The following is a 19814-nucleotide window of genomic DNA, read 5'->3' as shown; positions in this document are numbered from 1 at the left end:
AACATCTTTCAGCTCCTCATCTTCATTCAGCGATCGAGAGGATGATCTGCCATGACCACGTTCCGCCCCGAGTCCGAGAGCGTGCTGCACACCGACTATCAGAAGTCGGTCGCCGCCTACTGGAACAACAATCCCAATGACGACCGCGTGAACACCGTGCTCGGCGAGGTGGACGGGCTCTACCACCACCACTACGGCATCGGCGAGCCGGACCTGTCGGTCCTGGAGGGCGCCGAGGACACGCGTCAGGAGCGCCTCGTCCGGGAATTGCACCGCCTCGAAACCGCGCAGGCCGATGTCCTGCTCGACCAGCTCGGTGATGTGCGCCCCGGTGATCGGCTCATGGACGGCGGCTCCGGCCGCGGTGGCACCAGCTTCATGGCCAATCAGCGTTTCGGCTGCCGGATGGACGGCGTCACCATCTCCGAGTACCAGGCCGGCTTCGCCAATGACCAGGCCGCGGAGCGCGGCGTCACCGACAAGGTGCGGTTCCACTTCAAGAATATGCTCGATACCGGTTTCGAGACCGGGTCCATGCGCGGCATCTGGACCAATGAAACCACCATGTACGTGGACCTTTTCGAACTCTTCGCCGAGTTCTCCCGGCTGCTGGAGCCCGGCGGGCGCTATGTCTGCATCACCGGCTGCTCCAATGATGTGTTCGGGGCGCGTTCGGCGTCGGTGAGCTGGATCGACGCGCACTACGGCTGCAATATCCATCCGCGCAGCGAGTACTTCAAGGCGCTCGCCGCCAATAATCTGGTCCCGGTCGCCGTCACCGACCTCACCCCGCAGACCATTCCGTACTGGGAACTGCGCACCCATTCCGAGCTGGCCACCGGCGTGGAGAAGCCCTTCCTGACCTCGTACAAGGAGGGCAGCTTCCAGTACCTGATGATTACCGCCGATAAGGTAGGCCGGTGACCGGCACTCTCGACACTTCCGACGCCACTCCGGCAGTCGACCGTGAAGCCCTGCTCGTCGAGCTCGTGGACGAGCAGGGCCGCGCGGCCGGATCGCTGGCGGTGGCTGCGGCCCACACGGCCCCGGGCCGGCTGCACCGAGCCTTTTCGGTGCTGCTGTTCGACGGGGCCGGGCGGGTACTGCTGCAGCAGCGGGCCGCGGTGAAAACCCGCTTCCCGCGACTGTGGACCAATACCTGCTGCGGGCATCCCGCACCCGGGCAGGCGGTGGCCGAGGCCGCCGCCGTGCGGCTGGGTGAAGAGCTGGGAGTGTCGGCCGAGCTGACCGAGGTCGGCACCTTCAGCTATCAGGCGGCGGACGGGCGGACCGGGCGGGTCGAGCACGAATTCGATCATGTGCTGATCGGGCGGCTGATCGGCCAGGAGCCGCAACCGAATCCGGCGGAGATCGACGATATCGCCTGGGTGACCATCAGCGAACTGCGCACCGCGGTCGCGGCCGCACCCGGCGGGTACACACCGTGGCTGGCTCAGGTCATCGAGCTCGCCGACCACGCCTACACCGCCGGTCGCTGATTACTGGTTCACGGTCATGGCGAACCTCGAACTCTTCGCCAGGCCGTAGTACACCACCAGGGCCAGACCACAGCCGATGAACCAGCTGTACTGGGCCGCGGTGTACATACCCGTCATATCCTTGGCCAGCACGGGGAAGACCGCGGCGGCCGCGCCCACCACCGTCGCGATCACGGCGACCGGGTTGAATCCCTTTCGGTACCAGTAACTTCCGGTCTGCGACAGCGTGAATAGATCGTCCACCACGATATTGCGCTTGCGGATCAGGTAGTAGTCGGCGATCAGCACGCCGAACAGCGGGCCGATGAACGCGCCCAGGGTCTCCAGGGTGTAGTGGATGACCTCGGGGTTGTTGTACAGATTCCACGGGGTGATGAGCACCGAGCCGACCGCCGCGATCATGCCGCCCATGCGCCAGCTGATGCGCTGCGGGCTGACATGGGAGAAGTCGAACGCCGGGGAGATGAAGTTGGCCACGATATTGATGCCGACGGTCGCGATGGTGAAGGTCAAGGCGCCCAGCACGATCGCGAAGGTGGAGTCGATGCGCGAGACCGTCTCGACCGGATCGGTGATCAGCTTGCCGTAGACCGGAATGGTCAGCGAGGCGGTGATCACCACGAGCAGCGAGAAGGCCAGGAAGTTGACCGGCAGTCCGAGCAGATTGCCGCGGCGCACGGCCGGCATGGATTTGGCGTAGCGGGAGAAGTCGCCGAAATTCAGCATGGGGCCGCAGAAGTACGACACCACCAGGGCGATCGCGCCCAGTATGACCGGCAGCGCATTCCAGCCGTGGTACTTCACCGAGCCGAGCTCCAGATTGATCGAACCCCAGCCGGCCTTGTAGATCAGGTAGCCACAGAGCGCGAACATCACGACATAGACTGCGGGACCGCAGAAGTCGATGAACCGGCGAATGGACTCCATGCCCTGCCAGAACACCGCCGCCTGCACCACCCACAGCACCAGGTAGGCACACCAGCCCAGCAGCGACAGGCCGAGGAAGCCGTAATCAGAGGCGACCGCGTACGGCGCCAGGCTCGGGAACAGTTTGACGGCAACCACAATCAGCGCCGCCGAGGCCAGGTAGGTCTGAATCCCGTACCAGGCCACCGCGATCAGGCCTCGGATAATGGCAGGGATATTCGCCCCGCGCACTCCGAAGGCGCTGCGGCACATGACCGGATACGGCACGCCGGTCCGCTGACTGGGCGCGGCCACCAGATTGCACAGGAAGTAGACGATGGTGATGCCGACCAGCAGAGCGGCGAGCACCTGCCAGCCGGCCAGGCCGAGCGCGAACAGGCTGCCCGCGGTGACGTAGCCGCCGACGCTGTGCACATCCGACATCCAGAAGGCGAAGATATGGTATGAGCCCCAACGCTGTTCGCGCAGCGGGGCCAGGTCCGCATTGGTGAGCGCGGGGTCGTAAACTGGGGCGGTCACCGTGGGAGGTGTGTCCGCCGTGACGGGTGTGGCGATATCGGTCATGGCGCATCCGATCCGAAGAGCAATGGTCGGATCAAGGTAGGAACGGGCCGTTGCCCCGCCATTGCACCTCCATTGCCTCCTTATTGCGGTATCGATATATCTTCGGCGGCCACCAGCAGACCGGTATCGGCGGGCAGTGTGGAGATCACCTGCTCGAGTCGCAGGTGATGGCGGCGGGCGATGGCGAGCAGCCGATCCACATCGCGATCCAGGAAGGCGTCGAGCATGAGGTTGTGATCGCCGTGCAGGCGTTCCCGATCGGCGTGCGAGACGTGCACCATGGGCTGGATGGGTTCGGTGACGTTCCAGGCGGCCTCGAGCATGTGGATGAGCCGGAACAGCCGGGACGGGCGGGTCAGGGCGAGATGGAAGACTCGGGAGTGCCGATGGTAGGCGACCGGGTCGTCCTCGTGAATCGCCTTCTCCAGCAATTCATTTGCCGCCACGAGGGCTGCGCGGTCCTCGGCGGAGGCGTTGATCGCCGCCATGCTCAGCGCCGCCTCCTCCAGGGTCTGCCGCACGATATACATCTCGCGTAGTTCGGCGGCGGTCAGCTGGGCGACGGCGTAACCGGCGTGCTGTTCATGCGTGACCAGGCCCTCTCCGATCAGGATTTTGAGCGCCTCGCGGACCGGTATGTGACTCACACCGAACAGTTCCGCGATCTCACGCAGCGGAATCACGGTGCCCGGCGGGGCGGCGCCGTCCAGGATCACCCGGCGCAATTCACCGAGAATGATCTGCGGTCGACCCGGTTGGTCGACCACCAGGGTGGCCAGCAGGGCGGAGCGTCGACGTGGGGGCATACTGCCAAGCTAGGTTTCCCGTGTTGGTTTTCTCGGTCGGTGGTGTCACAACCAGGAAAAGTTGCCGCCGATTTCACCACATGCCGGCAGACAGCCGGCCCGGGCCGGTGGTGACGCCCGGGCCCATGCAGCCCATGACCATATCCGGGGTCATCATCTCGTATTCGGCGACAACGCGGACGCGACCGCCCTGCCCGAGACCTCCGACAACCTCCATCGGGCCGATTGTGGGCTGCATCATGCCGACCGGCCACGGGCCCCACAGTTTGCTGGTCTCGCCGTCCGACCAGAGGATGTCGACGGTGAGCGGGCCGTCCGCCGGATGCATGCAATCCGATGCCGCCACATGCACTCCCGTGAAGGCGCCGCCGGTGATGCCCGGAACGCCGACACAATCCCACAACCTGCCGACCGAGGTGAAGGTGAGCACGCGGGGCGTCATATCGATGGCGCCGTCCACGGCGGTCCAGCGGAAGTCGCCGCCGGAACAGCTACCGATGGTCAGGACCTCGGCGGCATGGGAGGTCGCGGCCGGGGCGCTGCTCACAGTGGCGGCAACGGCGAGCACGGTCACGATCTTCACTGCATTCGGCACAGCTTCCCTCTCCTGGCATTCGAGCGGGGCATCGGCGCAGGTCAGCGCGAAATCGAGCAGATGCTCGATCGGTCAGAAGATAGCTCGGGCGGTGGGTTCGGCTCGGGATTGTCCGCCCGGGCCGGGGTCCGTACGCGTGGCGCGACGCGGCGCGGCGGGGACGAGACAGTTCGGTTGACGCCTGGCAGCATGGCGCCATGGACCTGATCGCACGGATCGACGCGGCGGCAAATCTGCTGGCACCGGTCATCCGCCGGACCCCGATGGTGGCATCGCGGGTCATGGCGGAGCGCACCGGGCACGAGGTGTGGCTCAAATGCGAGAACCTGCAGCGCACCGGGTCGTTCAAACCGCGCGGGGCCTACAACCGCATTGCCAATCTGCCGGAGTCCGAACGGCGACTGGGCGTCGTGGCGGCCAGCGCGGGCAATCACGCACAGGGGGTCGCCTGGGCGGCAACATCATTGGGCATCGAGTCGACCGTGTTCATGCCGGTGGGCGCGGCGCTGCCGAAACTGGTGGCCACCAAGGCATATGGGGCCACGGTGTATCAGGTCGGCGACACCATCGACGAATCACTGATGGCGGCAAGGGAATTCGCCGAGCAGACCGGGGCGACACTGGTCCATCCGTTCGATCACCCCGATATCGTGGCCGGACAGGGGACGGTGGCGCTGGAAATCCTGGAGCAGCTGCCGGATGTCGGCACGGTCATCGTGCCGACCGGTGGCGGCGGACTGCTCGCGGGCGTCGCGGGGGCGCTGCGGCAGTTGGCCCCGCAGGTGCGGGTGATCGGCGTGCAGGCCTCGGGCGCGGCGGCGTGGCCCGGATCGCTGGAGGCCGGCAAGCCGATTCGATTGGCGCAGATGGTCACCATGGCCGACGGCATTGCCGTGGGACAGCCCGGTGAGGTGCCGTTCGGGCACATTGTCGAATGCGCGCCGGCCATGGTGACCGTCGATGAGGATGCGCTGTCGCGGGCGCTGCTGCTGTGCATGGAGCGCGCCAAACTCATTGTCGAACCGGCCGGGGCAGCCGCGGTCGCCGCGCTCATGGCCTGCGATCTGGACGAACTCGAGCTGCGGGGTCCGGTGTGCGCCATTCTCTCCGGCGGCAATATCGATCCGCTGCTGCTGACCCGGGTGATCGGGCACGGTCTGAGCGCCGCGGGCCGCTACCTCGCCGCTCGGGTCACCATCTCCGACCGTCCGGGCAGTCTCGGTGGATTGCTCGCCGAGCTGGGACGCACCGGCGCGAGTGTGCTCGATGTGGTCCATTCCCGCACCGACACCTGGCTCGCCATCGACGAGGTGGAAGTACTGCTGACGCTGGAAACCCGCGGGCCCGCACATCGCGACGAGGTGCTCACCGCGCTCGCCGATGCGGGATACACACTGCGCGTGCAGGATTGAACACGCTGAAACTCGGTGTCACCTGGATTCGATGCGCCCCAATGGGGTTCAATGCGCCCACAAGAGAGATTCAGTGCGCCCCACCGAGTTCCAACGCCAGTACTCCGACGATCACCAGCCCGATCCCGCCCACCTGCACCATGGTCAGCCGCTCATCCAGGAACAGCGCACCGATGGTCGCCACCGCCACCACACCCACGGCCGACCAGATGCCGTACGCGACTCCGATCGCCATACCCCGTTTGAGCGCCTGCGACAGGAAGACGAACGCCGACGCGTAACCGATCACCACGATGATCGACGGCACCAGTTTGCTGAATCCATCGGAGATCTTCAGCGACACCGTGGCGGTCACCTCGAACGCTATGGCCAGTCCCAGAAACAACAAGGTCATGCCGGCACACTATCGGGCATACCGGGCCCGAAATGAGATGCATGGCGCGACGCCGTATGGTTACTGGGACGGCATGTGGATGCCACCACACTTCCGAGCCGCCTCAGCGCTGAAAGACAGAGAGCGCACCTGTGCCGAATTGTCAGCACCGCCGCTGAGCCTTCGCACATTTCCGGCTCCGAACGCCGATCTCCCGCCACTACGCGGCACTCCGATCTCGACCGGTCACCCCGGCGAGTCGGTCACACTCCCCCAGGAGGACCTCATGTCCGACCAATCCGTGAACCCCGAAACCCAAGCAGTCGACTCCGACACCGCCGACCGGCCGATGTCGCGCCGCGAACGCCGGGGCAAGCCCGCCCGCAAACAGTCCGACGCCGGCCCCATCAAGTCGGGCCGCTTCACCATCCCCGCCACCAAACGGTCGAACTTCGTCAAAGAATGATCCGCCCGAGACCCCGAATGCCCGCCGCTCCCCGCGGCGGGCATTCGTCGTTCCGGGGGCTGCTCAGCCGGCTTCGGGAAGCGGGTGGAACTCAACACTGAGCCGCAGTTCCAATGCCTCCGCGAACCTTTCGAGCATCGGGATTGTCGGCATGGTGCCGCCGGCCTCGAATCGCGCTACCGCCGGTTGTTTCAACCCGGCTCGTTCCGCGAGCTCGGCCTGGGTCAGCCCCAGTTCTTCTCGACGCCGCCGGACGGAGGCGCCGAGTTCGAATCGGATTCGGGCCGCATCGTAGGCAGCACCCGCGCCGGGTCGGCCCATGACCTCGGCCCGCTTGTCAGCCCAACTCGTATGTTCACCCATGGAAATCACTCCTCCTCCACGGTATGAGCCTCAGCGACACAGCGTTTCATCGCTCGCGCCGCCCGCTCCACTTCAGCCGTCTCCCGCATCCGCTGCTTCCGAAACACAGTCAACAAGATGATGCGCCTGCCCGGTGCAATCCAGTAGGTGATTCGTACCGCGTCACGGGAGAGGTAGAACCGGCGTTCGCGAAGTTTGCCCCGTAGCTGTTTGGTGTAGGGCTCGCCGAGTAGCACCCCGCACTCGGCCAGTAGATCGACATAGAAGGCCACTGTCTCCTGGTCGTCCTGGTCGAGCGAGTCGATCCACTCGTCTATCTCCGGTTCCAGCTCCACCTCTCCCCAATTCATAACACGGACGTTATAACGACGGAAAGCGCGACGTCCGCGGAACTGAGAATCAGCGCAGCCAGGTGCGGTGGTCGGCGGCGGTGCTGCGGACTTCCTCGAGTTGCTTGGCGACCTGGACGCCGGCGGTGCCGCCGCGGGCGTTGCGGGAGGCGATGGAGCCTTCGACGGTGAGGACGTCGCGGACCCGGGGGGTGAGGTTCGGGTCGACGGCGGCGAATTCGTCGTCGGTGAGATCGGCGAGGCCGACACCGCGGGCTTCGGCGGCACGGACGCAGCCGCCGGCGGCCTCATGGGCGACGCGGAACGGGACACCCTGACGGACAAGCCATTCGGCGATATCGGTGGCGAGGGTGAAACCGGCGGGGGCGAGCTCGGCCATGCGGTCGGTGTGGAAGGTCAGGGTGGAGACCAGACCGGCGATGGCGGGCAGCAGCAGTTCCAGCTGGGCCACCGAGTCGAACAGCGGTTCTTTGTCTTCCTGCAGGTCACGGTTGTAGGCAAGGGGCTGAGCCTTCAACGTGGCGAGCAGGCCGGTGAGGTTGCCGATCAAGCGGCCGGCCTTGCCGCGGGTGAGCTCGGAGACGTCCGGGTTCTTCTTCTGCGGCATGATGGAGGAGCCGGTGGACCAGGCGTCGGCGAGGGTGATGTAGCCGAATTCCGGTGTGCTCCAGATGATTACCTCCTCCGCCATGCGGGAGAGGTCGACGGCGGTCATGGCCAGCACGAAGGCGGCCTCGGCGGCGAAATCGCGGGAGGAGGTGGCGTCGATCGAATTGGCCGCTGCCGCGTCGAAATCCAGGTCGGCGGCGATCGCCTCCGGATCCAGGCCGAGCGAGGAACCGGCCAGCGCGCCCGAACCGTACGGGGAGATGGCAGCGCGCTTGTCGAAGTCGCGCAGGCGATCGATATCGCGCAGCAGCGGATGTGCGTGCGCCAGCAGGTGATGCGCGAGCAGGACCGGCTGCGCGGCCTGCAGGTGCGTCTTGCCCGGCATGACGGCATCCGGATGCGCGACGGCCTGGGCGACCAGGGCGTCGACCACCTCGAGGACACCCGCGGCGACCCGGCGCACGGCATCGCGCAGCCACATGCGGAAGAGTGTGGCCACCTGGTCATTACGCGAACGACCGGCACGCAGGCGACCGCCGAGTTCGGTGCCGACGCGTTCGATCAGACCGCGCTCCAGGGCGCCGTGCACGTCCTCATCGGATTCGGCGGGGGCGTAGGCGCCCGAGGCCACATCGGCGGCCAGCTGATCGAGTCCGGTCAGCATGGCGGCCAGATCACCCTCGGACAGCAGTCCGGCCTTGTGCAGCACGCGCGCATGGGCTTTGGACGCGCGGACGTCGTACGGCGCCAGCACCCAGTCGAAGTGGGTCGACTTGCTCAGCGCGGCCATTGCCGCGGCCGGGCCGGACGCGAATCGTCCGCCCCACAGCGCGCCCTCATTGGTGCTGCCGCCCTGGGTCATAGCGTGTCGTCTCCTCGCGGTCGTATCGCGGTCATCAGGATGTGTGTACTCATATCGGCCAGCGCCTCCTCGGGGACGACGCGGCCGCGATCGGCCAGCAGGGCCGCGGGATCGCCCTCCCGCACCAGCCACTGCTGCATGGCGAACCAGCTACGCGGGTCGGTGCGGCCCTCCCACGGGTACCAGAGCTCTTCGAGATCGACTCGAATCCCGGCCTTGGCCAAGGCTTCCCGTCGGCGTTCGCGCATTTCCTTCGACAGCGCGCGATTTCCGGTGCCGATATTCAGTGCCATCCGGCTGCCGGGCGCACTGAGTGCGACCACGTTCTCCAGCAGCCGGTCCTGCGCCTCGCCGGGGAGGTAGCGCAGCAGGCCCTCGGCGAGCCAGGCGGTCGGCCGATCGGGATCGAAACCCTTGTCGCGCAAGGCTTTCGGCCAGTCGTGCCGCAGATCGACGGGCACCTCACGGCGATCTACCGCAGGAACGTCATCGGCGAGCGCCTTCGCCTTGAAGTCCAGCACCTTCGGCTGATCCAGTTCGAAAACCATACTGCCGGAGGGCCATTCCACCCGATACGCGCGCGCATCCAAGCCGGAGGCCAGGATGACGAACTGCCGGATGCCGACGGTGATCGCCTTGGCGAAGTAATCGTCGAAATACAGCGTCCGGGCAACCAGGAAGTTGCCCATGACGCCGTTGATGAAGCTGCTACCGGTCTGACCGCCGCCCCGGCCGGCGGCCATGATCGTGTTCCAGCCGTCCGAACCCACCGCGGCCACCAGCTTCGCCGCGTACGGATCGTTGAAGACCGCATCGTCACGCCGGGTCTCGTGGGCCCGCATGGCGGCGACACCGATGGCGGTGGCGCCCACGCTCTCCGTGATGTCCCAGCTGTCGTCATCGGTTCGCATGGACGCCTCCTCAGGCCGGTTGGTACCCGGTCGCAGGCTACTACTTCTTGCCGAGGTCCCGACGCGCCGCGACCTTGGAGGACAGGCCGTGGATCTGCACGAAGCCCTTGGCCAGCGACTGGTCGAAGGTATCGCCGGCGTCGTAGGTGGCCAGGTTGAAGTCGTAGAGCGACTCGTCCGAGCGACGGCCGTTCACGATCACGCTGCCGCCGTGCAGGACCATGCGGACCTCACCGGAGACATGCTGCTGGGTGTCCTGCACGAAGGCGTCCAGCGCGCGCTTGAGCGGGGAGTACCACAGGCCGTCGTACACCAGCTCGCCCCAGCGCTGCTCGACCTGACGCTTGTAGCGGCCGAGCTCGCGCTCGACGGTGACCGCTTCCATCTCCTGGTGCGCGGTGATGAGGGCGATGGCGCCCGGCGCCTCGTAGATCTCGCGGCTCTTGATGCCGACCAGACGGTCCTCGACCATGTCCAGACGGCCGACACCCTGACGGCCGGCACGCTGGTTCAGCTCGGTGATGGCCTCGAGCATGGAGACCGGGCGGCCGTCGATGGCGACCGGAACACCCTTGTCGAAGGTGACGATGAGCTCGTCCGGCGCCTCGAAGTTGACGGTCGGGTCGACGGTGTAGTCGTACACGTCCTTGGTCGGGGCATTCCAGAGATCCTCGAGGAAGCCGGTTTCCACCGCGCGGCCCCACAGGTTCTGGTCGACGGAGAACGGCGACTTCTTGGAGACATTGATCGGCAGGTTGTTCTCGCCGGCGAACTCGATGGCCTTCTCGCGGGTCCAGGCGTAGTCGCGGACCGGGGCGATGACCTTCAGCTCGGGCGCGAGCGCGCCGATGCCGACCTCGAAGCGAACCTGATCGTTGCCCTTACCGGTGCAACCGTGCGACACCGTATCGGCGCCGTGGTACTCGGCGGCCTCGACCAGGTGCTTGACGATCAGCGGCCGGGAGATGGCCGAGACCAGCGGGTAGCGGCCCATATACATGGCGTTCGCCTGAATGGTCGGCAGGCAGTACTCATCGGCGAACTCGTCGCGCGCGTCCACCACGATCGATTCGACCGCACCGCAGTCGAGCGCGCGCTGGCGCACATCGTTCATGTCCTCGCCGCCCTGACCCAGGTCGATCGCGACCGCGACCACCTCGGCCCCGGTCTCCTTGGCGATCCAGCTGATCGCGACTGAGGTGTCCAGCCCGCCGGAGTAGGCGAGTACGACGCGCTTGGTCATAGTCCGTGTGCTCCTCGATTAGTACGTGTAAGTCGGTTCCCCCGCCGTCCTGCAAATGATTATGCACGATGATGCAATCCCATTCATAACCGGGGGTGGGTGACCAGAAAATCCCTGGCCAGAGCCACTACGGCCCCCAGCAGTCCGGTGCCGATGAACGCTGGCAGCGGGCGCAGCGGGTCATGAGTCGGCGACACCGCGCCCACTACTTCCCCATGAGCCGCCTCAGATCAGCAAGACCGATCACCGCCATCGGCGAAATATCCGATCACTCCAGCGCTGTACCGAGATCAGCGCGGCCAGTGAGCCTTCGCCGGACCACACCGACCATTCGCTTCACAGAAGTGACTACTCATCATCTTCGATGACGGGAATGCATGGCGAAAGCAATTCGTCGCGCCATGAAGATACTGCGCCCCGGCGCATTACCGTGACCTGAAATTCATTCTCACGACCAGATGAATCCTCATCGTCTCGCACATAGAGGATCCCGTAGGAACCGGGCGCGACCCTTCCTATGTCGGCGAAGACCTCGATAACTTGATCACCTTGGCTGCCTTTATGATTCGAGCATCCTGCAATATGAATCTGATTTACACCGTTGACAGTTCGAATTTCGGCGAGTCCGGGCGCCGATTGCAGAGCTTGCAGGACTGCCGCAGCAGCAGTCCGTGCGGCTTCGCTTTCACTATCGTTCTCATCCCCCGTAGAACTCTGAACGGTGACCCAGCCGTGGTACTCGAACACCTCACTCCTTCAGCTAAAACGGCGCTTCATCGATAACAAGGTCGATTTTGTACTCGTCGGCATACTGCTGAAGCTTTTCGCGCACTCCAGCTTGCGGTGGTCCATCAAAATGGTAGTACACACTTCTGCCGGTATCCTGCGCCGCTTCGAAGGTCGCGCGCGCCTGGCTTCTGAAGCTCTTGTTGACTTGAAAGTTCGCAGGCTTCGCTTGAGCGATGTACTGATCGCTGACCGCATCGAACTCCCGGCCGGCGGAGTCGCTGTCGAATCTGACTCGCGATTGCCCGCCGATCCTTCCGGCGAGCTTGTCCGCATCAGGATCCGGCTTGTCGACTTTCGCCAAACCACCGGAGTATCTTCCCGAATCAGCGGGCGCCCGCGCGGTTTTCGGAGGTTGGGCGACCGCATCGTCGGCCACGGTTTCCAGTTCTTGTGCCTCATCCACGGTCTTGCGAGTCTTGCTCAGATCGCGCAGCGCCAGTTGTGCCTTGCGAGCGCGTATTTCGTCTCGCCAGCCGCGGACGGCTTCCGCGATGCGCACGGCGTAGCGGGCGACGATCGCCGTGGTTGCGGCGCCGGCGGCAACTGCGGTGATACCGAAGGTGATCCAGGCCGTAGCGGTGGCGATGGCGAGTTCGCCTGCGACCGCCCAGGCGAGCTCTACGAGGATGCCGTGGAGAATGGCGCTGCGGAGGTGTTCGAGATCAGCTTTATAAGAACTGCACAACTGTGAGAGCTCACCGCAGGCTCCGAGGATGTCGTCGACTGCGTCTTGTAAGTCGAGCAGTCGCCGCGTGAACTCAGCGGCATCGGCGACATCATTGCGTTCCATCACTATCGCGGCGTTCTTCAACACCGAAGCCAACTCGACCGTGTGACCATTTTGCAGGCGATTCCAGGCGTCGGCTGCCGTCTGCAGCGAGTCGGTGTCACCGTCGGGAATGTCGATGCCGACTTTGTCGGCCAATCGAATCAGAGAATCGGCCGCTTCGCGCAGACCTCGACCAGGCCCTCCGGCCGAAGGCGGGCTGCCGTAGTAGCGGCACGACGGCGTCGGAACCGGCGGCATGACAGCAGGCCGGGCGGCTGGATCGAGGACACTGTCGTAGTCGGCCGAGTAATGGTTGTAGCCAGCCTGCACGATCACGGTGCCGAGCTTCTGAAGTCCTTCGCCGAGGAGGGAAACCATGTCGAGAACCTCGGTGACCCGCCGGTCGTACTTCTGCCCCCAGGCGGCGCCGGTCTCGTCGACACCGGCCATAGCACCACAGTCGGCCATGGCCTTCGTTTCGGCGAGGAACGCGTTCTGCAGCGCATCGGAAAGGCCGAAACATGCTCTGCCGACGGCATAGTAGGCACCGAAATCGACGTTCACCAAGGCGCCACCCGAGCCCGTTGCACCTGCCGGCTCACAGGCCGAGCATTCTCAAGTTCGCGGCGATGGCTCCGGTGTAGTTCTCGTGTGCGGTGCGGGCGGCGGCTTCCAACGCGGCCAGGCCGTCGCGGACCTCGTTCGCGCCGGTCAGCCACTCGCGGTGTGCGGTCTCGTATGCGGTCGCGGCCTCGCTCGACCAGGTTGCCGACAGCGCCCTGGCGCGGTCGTCGAGTGCTGAGAGGTTGTCGGCGACAAAGCCTTTGAAGGCGCGGATGCGTGCGGTCACTTCGTCGAGATGCGGCAGATCGACCGAGTAACCCTCGCCCGGGACACTCATGGCAGCTCCAGCGAATTCACCGCGGTGGCGAAATTCGTGTCGGTATCCCGGTAGTTCTCGGCCGTGACACCCAACTTTGCGGCAAGGTCGAACAACGCATCCCAGACCTCGACGGCGCCGCGATGCATTTCCTCCCAGCCCTCGCTGTACGAACCCGCGGCAGCGCCCTTCCAGGTGTTCATCAGGTCCCGGACTTCACCATCGAGAGTCGAAGAACCCGACCGCAACTCCTCAGCCATTTTGTAGGCGAGCCGTCCGAACGCCTGCACTTCATCGGGAACAACGTTCAACTGCCCCGATGCCCCACCCGATTCGATCGCCACGCCACCCTCCTTCAGCGCAGCATCATATGGCATCCGAGTAGCAACCAGCAGGCTCAGCCACGCTTCGCACCCGGACACACCGGCCGGAATCGCCAATCAGGTGGAGGGTGGCCGGTCAGGCGAGGAGTTCGATTTTGGTGGCCAGTTCGGCGCCGGTGGTGGGTTCGCGGGCTATGACGGCGATGGTGTCGTCGCCGGCTATGGTGCCGACGATCTCCGGCAGAGCCGCTCGGTCGAGGGCGCTGGCCAGGAAGTGGGCGGCGCCGGGTGGGGTCCGGAGGACGGCGATATTGCCGCTGGAGTCGGTGGAGACGAGGAGATCGCCGAGGAGTTTGGAGAGGCGTTCGGTGCCGCCGGTTACGCCCCTGACGGGGCTGCCGTCTTCGGGGACCACGTAGACGCCTGCGCCGCCGTCGGCTGCGCGCAGTTTGACCGCCCCTAGTTCGTCCAGGTCGCGGGAGAGGGTGGCCTGGGTGGTGTCGATGCCTTCGCCGGAGAGGAGGGCGGCCAGTTCGGATTGGCTGCGGACCTCGTGCTGGGAGAGGATGGCGACTATGCGGGCCTGGCGGCCGGCCCGGGTGCGGGCGATTGCCGCACCCGATCGCACGGGAACTGTTGCGGCCGAGCGTCGCTCACCGCTCACCGGGCACCGCCCTGTTTGGCGAGCAGCCAGACCAGCAGTGCCTTCTGGGCGTGTAGGCGGTTTTCGGCTTCGTCCCACACCGCGCTGTGCGGGCCGTCGAGGACCTCGTCGGTGATCTCCTCGCCGCGATGCGCCGGAAGGCAGTGCAGCACAGTCACATCGGGGGCGGCATGCGCCAGCAGGGCCGCGTTCACCTGGAAGGGGCGGAAGGGGGCGACACGGTCGAGGCCGTCGTTCTCCTGGCCCATGGACATCCAGGTGTCGGTGACCAGCGCGTCGGCGCCTTCGGCGGCCGCGATCGGATCCGCGGTGAAGGTGATGGTGGCGCCGGTTTCCGCGGCACGCTTCTGGGCCAGTTCCACGATCCACGGCAGCGGCTCGAAACCCGCGGGGGCGGCGATGGTTACGTTCAAACCCGCGGTGACGCCGCCGAGCAGCAGCGAGTGCGCCATATTGTTCGCACCGTCGCCGAGATAGGTGAGCTTGCGCCCGGCCAGGTCGCCCTTGCGCTCCTGCAGCGTCTGCAGATCGGCGAGGATCTGGCAGGGATGGAACTCGTTGGAGAGCGCGTTCACAACCGGAACGGTTGCGGCGCCCGCCATTTCGTCGAGCCGGGTCTGCTCGAAGGTGCGCCAGACGATCGCGTCGACATACCGCGAGAGCACCCGCCCGGTATCGGCGAGCGTCTCCTCGCGACCGAGCTGCGTATCGCGCCCGTCCACGACCACGGCGTGCCCGCCGAGCTGGGCAATGCCCATTTCGAAGGAGAAGCGGGTGCGGGTGGAGTTCTTCTCGAACATGACCGCGACACCGCGCGGACCGTCGAGCGGGCGCCGGGAGAGCGGGGCCTTCTTCAGTTCCGCTGCGATGGCGAGGATTTCGGCCTGTTCGGCCGGGCTCACATCATCGTCGCGCAGGAAATGGCGAATGGTCACTTCTGGTTCTCCTTCTCCACCTGGGCCTGCGCGGCGTCGAGAATGCCGGGGAGGTCGGACAGGAAATTGTCGGCCTGGGTCTCGGTGAGCACCAGCGGCGGAGCCAGCCGGATCACAGTGGGCTTGGCGGGATTGATGAGATAACCCGTCTCCCGTGCGGCCGCCTCCACCTGAGCCGAGGCATCGGCGGTGAGCTGGATGCCGATGAGCAGACCGGCGCCGCGCACATGATCGATGAGCGGGTGATCGAGATCGTCGATCCCGTCGACGAGAATCTTGCCGACCTTCTCCACGTGTGCGAGCAGACCCTCCTCGTCGATGGTCCGCAGCACCGCCAAAGCCGCTGCGGCACAGACCGGATTGCCGCCGAAGGTGGTGCCGTGCATACCGGGCTGCAGCAGCTCGGCCGCCGGACCCTGCGCCAGCACCGCGCCGATGGGCAGACCGCCGCCCAGCCCCTTGGCCAGGGTGATCACATCCGGCACGATGCCCGCCGCCTGATGCGCGTAGAACGCACCGGTGCGGCCGATACCGGTCTGCACCTCGTCCAGAATCAGCAGTGCGCCTTGCTGTTTGGTAATGGCGCGCGCCTTGGCCAGATAGTCGGCAGGCGGAACGACCACACCGCTCTCCCCCATGATGGGTTCGAGAAACACTGCGGCGGTATCGGTGTCGACCGCGGCGGCGAGCGCCAGCGGATCGCCGTAGGGCACATGCACAACACCGGCCGGCATCGGCTCGAACGGCGTGCGCTTGGCCGCCTGCCCGGTCAGCGCCAGCGCGCCCATGGTCCGCCCGTGGAACGCTTCCTCACACGCGACGATCTTGGTCTTGCCGGTCAGTCGCGCCATCTTGAACGCGGCCTCGTTGGCCTCGGTGCCGGAGTTGCAGAAGAACGCCTTCCCGTCCCCGTCACCGAAGTGCGCGAGCAGCCGTTCCGCGAGTTCGATGACCGGTTCGCTGGCATACAGATTCGACACATGGCCGAGCGTGCCCAGCTGATTGGTGACCGCCTCCAGAATCGCCGGATGCGCGTGCCCGAGGCTGTTGACCGCGATCCCACCGAGGAAGTCGAGGTAGCGCTTGCCGTCGGCGTCGTAGACGACCGCGCCCGCACCGCGCACCAGCGCGATCTTCGGGGTGCCGTAGTTGTTCATCAGCGCGGAAGTCCACCGCTGCTGAATATCGGCTGTGCTCATGACTTCACTCCGTTCGAACTCGCAACGCCCGCGGGGGTCACCATGGTGCCGATGCCCTCCCCGGTGAACAGCTCCAGCAGTACCGAATGCGGCACCCGCCCGTCGATGACGTGCGCGGTCGGGACACCGCCTTCGACGGCACGCAGGCAGGCTTCCATCTTCGGCACCATGCCCGCATCGAGGCTGGGCAGCAACGTGGCCAGCTCATCGGTATCGATGCGGGTGGTCAGCGAGGACCGGTCCGGCCAATCCGTGTACAGACCTTCCACATCGGTGAGAATGACCAGTTTTTCCGCGCCTATGCCCTGTGCCAGCGCGGCCGCGGCGGTATCGGCATTGATGTTGTGCACCACGCCGTCCGCATCGGGGGCGATGGTGGATACCACCGGAATGCGGCCCGCCGCAATGAGATCCAGCACCGCATCGGGATTCACCTCGGTGACGTCGCCGACCAGGCCGATATCGGTGGGCGCGCCGTCCACCTCGACGGTGCGCCGGGTGGCGGTGAACAGCCGCGCGTCCTCACCGGAGATGCCGACCGCATAGGGCCCGTGCGCATTGATCAGCCCGACGAGCTCGCGGCCCACCTGACCGAAGAGCACCATGCGCACCACATCCATGACCTCGGGCGTGGTGACGCGGAAGCCGCCCCGGAACTCACCCTGCAGGCCCAGCTTTTTCAGCATGGCGCTGATCTGCGGGCCGCCGCCGTGCACCACCACCGGATGCACGCCCACGGTGCGCAGGAATGCCATATCGGCGGCGAAGGCCCGCTTGAGCTCCTCGTCGATCATGGCATTGCCGCCGTATTTGACGACCACCACCTTGTCGCGGAACTTCTGCAGCCACGGCAGCGCATCGGCGAGCACGTGCGCCTTGTCCAGCGCCGAAAGCTGTTCGCGCACCGAACTCATGAGCTGTAGGCCGAATTCTCTTCGACGTATCCGTGCGAGAGGTCGGTGGTGCGGACGGTGGCCTCACCGTCGCCGAGTCCGAGGTCGACCAGCACCTGGATATCGGCGCCGGACAGATCCACCTCGCGCGCGCCGGGGGCGCCCATGCCGTTGACGCACACCGGATATCCGTTGAAGGACACCGAAATCTTGTCCGCCTCCAGCTCGATCGGTGCGATGCCGATGCTCGCCAGCACGCGGCCCCAGTTGGGGTCGGAGCCGAAGAACGCCGTCTTGACCAGGCTGTCGCGGGCGAGGGCACGGGCGCCGATGAGCGCCTCGTCCTCGCTGATCGCGCCGCGCACGGTGATGTGCACCCGCTTGGTCACACCTTCGGCATCGGCCATGAGCTGCTCGGCCAGATCGTCGCAGACCGCGAAAACAGCGGCATCGAGGTCGTCCTGGCTGGGCGCGACACCGCTGGCGCCATTGGCGAGCAGCAGCACAGTGTCATTGGTGGAGCAGGAACCGTCGACATCGAGCCGGTCGAAGGTCAGAGCGGTAGCCTTGCGCAGCGCCGAGTCCAGTTGTGCGGGCGTGGCGACCGCATCGGTGGTCAGCACGATGAGCATGGTGGCCAGCGACGGTGCGAGCATGCCCGCACCCTTGCCCATACCGCCCACGTTCCACCTGTCCTGATGGTGGAACGCCACCTCTTTCGGCACGGTATCGGTGGTCATGATGGCCCGTGCGGCCTCCGCCCCACCCGAGAGCCCGCCACCCATTTCGCGCACGATCTCGGTGACGGCGGGCAGCAGTTTGTCCATGGGCAGCCGGTCGCCGATGAGACCCGTTGAGCAGACCGCGATCTCGCCCGCCCCGGTCTCGGTGCCCCAGTTGCTCAGCGCCTTCGCGAGCTCCTCGGCGGTGGCGTGCGTGTCCTGGAAACCCCCGGGACCCGTACAGGCATTGGCCCCACCGGAATTCAGGATGACCGCCCGCAGCCGCCCGGTCGTCAGCACCTGCTGCGACCACAGCACCGGCGCGGCCTTCACCTTGTTGCGGGTGAAGACGCCGGCCGCCGAATACTCCGGTCCCTCACTGAATACCAGTGCCAGATCCGGCTTTCCGCTGACCTTGATGCCCGCCGTGATACCGGCCGCGCGGAACCCCAGCGGCGCGGTGACGCCCTGGGTCCGGACCAGCTTGCCGACAGAGGTTGAAGTCACGGTGCCACTCCTACGGTGGAAAGTCCTGCGGTCTCGTCGAATCCGAGAGCCAGATTCAGGGATTGGACAGCCGCGCCCGCGGTGCCCTTGGCCAGATTGTCGATGGCGCCGATCACCACCAGCAGTCCGGCGGCCTCGTCCACGGCCACCTGCAGGGTGACGGCATTGGATCCGAGGACCGAACCGGTCTGCGGCAGTACGCCTTCCGGCAGCAGGTGCACGAAGGGTTCATCGGCATAAGCTTTTTCGTAGACGGCACGGGCCGCGGCGGCGTCCACACGCGCCGGGGCGGTGCAGGTGGCGAGAATGCCGCGCGGCAGCGGAGCCAGCACCGGGGTGAAGGATACGGCGACGTCGAGACCGGCGAGATCACTCCCGCCGCTCGCGGCGGCCGCCTTCAGATTCTGGGCGATCTCAGGAGTGTGCCGGTGCGCGCCCGCGATGCTGTAGGCACGCAGCGAACCCATCACCTCCGAACCCAGCAGGCCCACATCGAGTTTGCGGCCCGCGCCCGAGGTGCCGCTCACGGCGACAACATTCACATTCGGCTCGATAATGCCCGCGGCAAGGGCCGGGGCCAGTGCGAGACTCGACACCGTCGGATAGCAGCCCGGCACCGCGATCCGGGTCGCCCCGCGCAATCGCTCCCGCGCGCCCGGCAACTCCGGCAGCCCGTACGGCCAGCTGCCCGCATACGGGGTGCCGTAGTACTTCTCCCAGGCCGCGGCATCGGTGAGCCGGAAATCGGCCCCGCAGTCGATGATGACGGTCGATTCCGGCAGCGCCTGGGCAATGGCCGCGGACTGCCCGTGCGGCAGGCCCAGGAACACGATGTCGTGCCCGGCCAGCTCCTCGAGGGTGGTCGGTCCGAGGACCCGATCGGCCAGCGGCAGCAGATGCGGCTGCAGCGACCCGAGCAGGCTGCCCGCATTGGACCCGGCGGTCAGCGCCCCGATCTCGAGACGCCCGCTTCGATAGGCTGGGTGTCCGAGCAGCAGTCGCAGGACTTCGCCGCCCGCGTACCCGCTCGCGCCAGCGACCGCGACCCGCAGCGTGGGTCCACCAGAGGTATCCGCCATGTGATGATTATGCACGATTGTGCAAGCTCATTCACAGCGGGGTCCGGCAGACCCCCGCCGTATCGGCCTTCCAG

At 66.1% G+C, this 19814-nt stretch carries 23 protein-coding genes; 4 read left to right on the top strand and 19 right to left on the bottom strand.

The features are described 5' to 3' along the window. The first annotated feature begins 51 nt into the window (after nucleotides 1-51). Both OG716_RS02120 and idi read left to right on the top strand, forming a co-directional pair. Nucleotides 52-924 (top strand): geranyl diphosphate 2-C-methyltransferase, encoded by an 873-nt coding sequence (locus OG716_RS02120; protein WP_355128381.1) that lies wholly within the window; start codon nucleotides 52-54, stop codon nucleotides 922-924. Further along, entirely contained in the window at nucleotides 921-1499 is a 579-nt protein-coding gene (idi, locus tag OG716_RS02115) for an isopentenyl-diphosphate Delta-isomerase (RefSeq protein ID WP_405136017.1), read from the top strand. Before OG716_RS02120 ends, idi begins: the two co-directional genes overlap by 4 nt. Here the strand turns inward: idi and OG716_RS02110 are convergent, their stop codons facing one another. From OG716_RS02110 to OG716_RS02100, 3 genes are all read right to left on the bottom strand, one after another. Beyond that, entirely contained in the window at nucleotides 1500-2990 is a 1491-nt protein-coding gene (locus OG716_RS02110; RefSeq protein WP_405136016.1) for an NCS1 family nucleobase:cation symporter-1, read from the bottom strand. Nucleotides 2991-3070: 80 nt separating this feature from the next. After that, nucleotides 3071-3796 carry a GntR family transcriptional regulator gene (locus OG716_RS02105; protein ID WP_405136015.1) on the bottom strand — a complete coding sequence of 242 codons (726 nt, stop codon included), beginning with the start codon at nucleotides 3794-3796 and terminating at the stop codon, nucleotides 3071-3073. A 73-nt stretch (nucleotides 3797-3869) separates the two neighbouring features. Further along, nucleotides 3870-4391, bottom strand: coding sequence for a hypothetical protein (locus tag OG716_RS02100; RefSeq protein WP_405136014.1), 522 nt, complete (start codon nucleotides 4389-4391; stop codon nucleotides 3870-3872). 197 nt (nucleotides 4392-4588) lie between these two features. On the opposite strand from OG716_RS02100, the gene ilvA reads away from it, so the two are divergent. Beyond that, a complete protein-coding gene (gene ilvA / locus OG716_RS02095) occupies nucleotides 4589-5803 on the top strand; it encodes a threonine ammonia-lyase (RefSeq protein ID WP_405136013.1) in 1215 nt (404 codons plus the stop codon). 70 nt (nucleotides 5804-5873) lie between these two features. Here ilvA and OG716_RS02090 read toward each other — a convergent pair whose 3' ends face one another. Continuing rightward, nucleotides 5874-6197: a multidrug efflux SMR transporter gene (locus OG716_RS02090; RefSeq protein WP_327140771.1), complete on the bottom strand. Its 324-nt coding sequence runs from the start codon at nucleotides 6195-6197 to the stop codon at nucleotides 5874-5876. Between the two features lie 265 nt (nucleotides 6198-6462). Here OG716_RS02090 and OG716_RS02085 point away from each other — a divergent pair, with 265 nt between their 5' ends. Next, the gene (locus OG716_RS02085) at nucleotides 6463-6642 is read left to right on the top strand and encodes a hypothetical protein (RefSeq protein ID WP_355128394.1); all 180 of its coding nucleotides are present in this window, start codon (nucleotides 6463-6465) and stop codon (nucleotides 6640-6642) included. 63 nt (nucleotides 6643-6705) lie between these two features. Here the strand turns inward: OG716_RS02085 and OG716_RS02080 are convergent, their stop codons facing one another. The 15 genes from OG716_RS02080 to argC all read right to left on the bottom strand — a co-directional run bounded on the left by OG716_RS02080 (nucleotide 6706) and on the right by argC (nucleotide 19740). Beyond that, nucleotides 6706-7005, bottom strand: a complete 300-nt coding sequence (locus OG716_RS02080; protein ID WP_405136012.1) for a helix-turn-helix domain-containing protein — start codon at nucleotides 7003-7005, stop codon at nucleotides 6706-6708. Nucleotides 7006-7010: 5 nt separating this feature from the next. Next, nucleotides 7011-7355, bottom strand: a complete 345-nt coding sequence (locus OG716_RS02075; RefSeq protein WP_405136011.1) for a type II toxin-antitoxin system RelE/ParE family toxin — start codon at nucleotides 7353-7355, stop codon at nucleotides 7011-7013. Nucleotides 7356-7404: 49 nt separating this feature from the next. Next, on the bottom strand, nucleotides 7405-8826 hold the full coding sequence (argH, locus tag OG716_RS02070; RefSeq protein ID WP_405136010.1) for an argininosuccinate lyase: 1422 nt from the start codon (nucleotides 8824-8826) through the stop codon (nucleotides 7405-7407). After that, a complete protein-coding gene (locus OG716_RS02065) occupies nucleotides 8823-9737 on the bottom strand; it encodes an SAM-dependent methyltransferase (RefSeq protein ID WP_405136009.1) in 915 nt (304 codons plus the stop codon). Before OG716_RS02065 ends, argH begins: the two co-directional genes overlap by 4 nt. 40 nt (nucleotides 9738-9777) lie before the next feature. Then, a complete protein-coding gene (locus tag OG716_RS02060) occupies nucleotides 9778-10980 on the bottom strand; it encodes an argininosuccinate synthase (RefSeq protein WP_355128402.1) in 1203 nt (400 codons plus the stop codon). Nucleotides 10981-11328: 348 nt separating this feature from the next. Next, complete coding sequence (locus tag OG716_RS02055; protein WP_405136008.1) at nucleotides 11329-11727, bottom strand: Imm7 family immunity protein; 399 nt, start codon at nucleotides 11725-11727, stop codon at nucleotides 11329-11331. A gap of 13 nt (nucleotides 11728-11740) precedes the next feature. Further along, complete coding sequence (locus tag OG716_RS02050) at nucleotides 11741-13102, bottom strand: restriction endonuclease fold toxin (RefSeq protein ID WP_405136007.1); 1362 nt, start codon at nucleotides 13100-13102, stop codon at nucleotides 11741-11743. 34 nt (nucleotides 13103-13136) lie between these two features. Further along, nucleotides 13137-13439, bottom strand: coding sequence for a WXG100 family type VII secretion target (locus tag OG716_RS02045; protein WP_405136006.1), 303 nt, complete (start codon nucleotides 13437-13439; stop codon nucleotides 13137-13139). Continuing rightward, nucleotides 13436-13858: a WXG100 family type VII secretion target gene (locus tag OG716_RS02040; protein WP_405136005.1), complete on the bottom strand. Its 423-nt coding sequence runs from the start codon at nucleotides 13856-13858 to the stop codon at nucleotides 13436-13438. Before OG716_RS02040 ends, OG716_RS02045 begins: the two co-directional genes overlap by 4 nt. A gap of 19 nt (nucleotides 13859-13877) precedes the next feature. Beyond that, nucleotides 13878-14405, bottom strand: coding sequence for an arginine repressor (locus OG716_RS02035; protein WP_405136004.1), 528 nt, complete (start codon nucleotides 14403-14405; stop codon nucleotides 13878-13880). After that, entirely contained in the window at nucleotides 14402-15340 is a 939-nt protein-coding gene (gene argF, locus OG716_RS02030) for an ornithine carbamoyltransferase (protein ID WP_405136003.1), read from the bottom strand. The genes OG716_RS02035 and argF overlap by 4 nt, the downstream gene beginning before the upstream one ends. Beyond that, complete coding sequence (locus OG716_RS02025; RefSeq protein WP_405136002.1) at nucleotides 15337-16539, bottom strand: acetylornithine transaminase; 1203 nt, start codon at nucleotides 16537-16539, stop codon at nucleotides 15337-15339. The genes argF and OG716_RS02025 overlap by 4 nt, the downstream gene beginning before the upstream one ends. After that, nucleotides 16536-17453, bottom strand: a complete 918-nt coding sequence (argB, locus tag OG716_RS02020) for an acetylglutamate kinase (RefSeq protein ID WP_405136001.1) — start codon at nucleotides 17451-17453, stop codon at nucleotides 16536-16538. Before argB ends, OG716_RS02025 begins: the two co-directional genes overlap by 4 nt. After that, nucleotides 17450-18661, bottom strand: a complete 1212-nt coding sequence (argJ, locus tag OG716_RS02015) for a bifunctional glutamate N-acetyltransferase/amino-acid acetyltransferase ArgJ (RefSeq protein ID WP_405136000.1) — start codon at nucleotides 18659-18661, stop codon at nucleotides 17450-17452. Before argJ ends, argB begins: the two co-directional genes overlap by 4 nt. Further along, on the bottom strand, nucleotides 18658-19740 hold the full coding sequence (gene argC, locus OG716_RS02010) for an N-acetyl-gamma-glutamyl-phosphate reductase (RefSeq protein WP_405135999.1): 1083 nt from the start codon (nucleotides 19738-19740) through the stop codon (nucleotides 18658-18660). Before argC ends, argJ begins: the two co-directional genes overlap by 4 nt. Nucleotides 19741-19814 lie beyond the last annotated feature (74 nt).

Source organism: Nocardia sp. NBC_01388 (assembly GCF_045040085.1).
GTDB lineage: Bacteria > Actinomycetota > Actinomycetes > Mycobacteriales > Mycobacteriaceae > Nocardia.
This window is presented reverse-complemented; position numbering and strand designations above follow the sequence as displayed.

What these genes read in the sequence shown, in the direction of transcription:
- OG716_RS02120 (WP_355128381.1), top strand. Translation starts at nt 52, where the DNA reads ATGACCACGTTCCGCCCCGAGTCCGAGAGCGTGCTGCACACCGACTAT.
- OG716_RS02110 (WP_405136016.1), bottom strand. Translation starts at nt 2,990, where the DNA reads ATGACCGATATCGCCACACCCGTCACGGCGGACACACCTCCCACGGTG.
- OG716_RS02105 (WP_405136015.1), bottom strand. Translation starts at nt 3,796, where the DNA reads ATGCCCCCACGTCGACGCTCCGCCCTGCTGGCCACCCTGGTGGTCGAC.
- ilvA (WP_405136013.1), top strand. Translation starts at nt 4,589, where the DNA reads ATGGACCTGATCGCACGGATCGACGCGGCGGCAAATCTGCTGGCACCG.
- OG716_RS02090 (WP_327140771.1), bottom strand. Translation starts at nt 6,197, where the DNA reads ATGACCTTGTTGTTTCTGGGACTGGCCATAGCGTTCGAGGTGACCGCC.
- OG716_RS02085 (WP_355128394.1), top strand. Translation starts at nt 6,463, where the DNA reads ATGTCCGACCAATCCGTGAACCCCGAAACCCAAGCAGTCGACTCCGAC.
- OG716_RS02080 (WP_405136012.1), bottom strand. Translation starts at nt 7,005, where the DNA reads ATGGGTGAACATACGAGTTGGGCTGACAAGCGGGCCGAGGTCATGGGC.
- OG716_RS02075 (WP_405136011.1), bottom strand. Translation starts at nt 7,355, where the DNA reads ATGAATTGGGGAGAGGTGGAGCTGGAACCGGAGATAGACGAGTGGATC.
- argH (WP_405136010.1), bottom strand. Translation starts at nt 8,826, where the DNA reads ATGACCCAGGGCGGCAGCACCAATGAGGGCGCGCTGTGGGGCGGACGA.
- OG716_RS02065 (WP_405136009.1), bottom strand. Translation starts at nt 9,737, where the DNA reads ATGCGAACCGATGACGACAGCTGGGACATCACGGAGAGCGTGGGCGCC.
- OG716_RS02060 (WP_355128402.1), bottom strand. Translation starts at nt 10,980, where the DNA reads ATGACCAAGCGCGTCGTACTCGCCTACTCCGGCGGGCTGGACACCTCA.
- OG716_RS02045 (WP_405136006.1), bottom strand. Translation starts at nt 13,439, where the DNA reads ATGAGTGTCCCGGGCGAGGGTTACTCGGTCGATCTGCCGCATCTCGAC.
- OG716_RS02025 (WP_405136002.1), bottom strand. Translation starts at nt 16,539, where the DNA reads ATGAGCACAGCCGATATTCAGCAGCGGTGGACTTCCGCGCTGATGAAC.
- argB (WP_405136001.1), bottom strand. Translation starts at nt 17,453, where the DNA reads ATGAGTTCGGTGCGCGAACAGCTTTCGGCGCTGGACAAGGCGCACGTG.
- argC (WP_405135999.1), bottom strand. Translation starts at nt 19,740, where the DNA reads ATGGCGGATACCTCTGGTGGACCCACGCTGCGGGTCGCGGTCGCTGGC.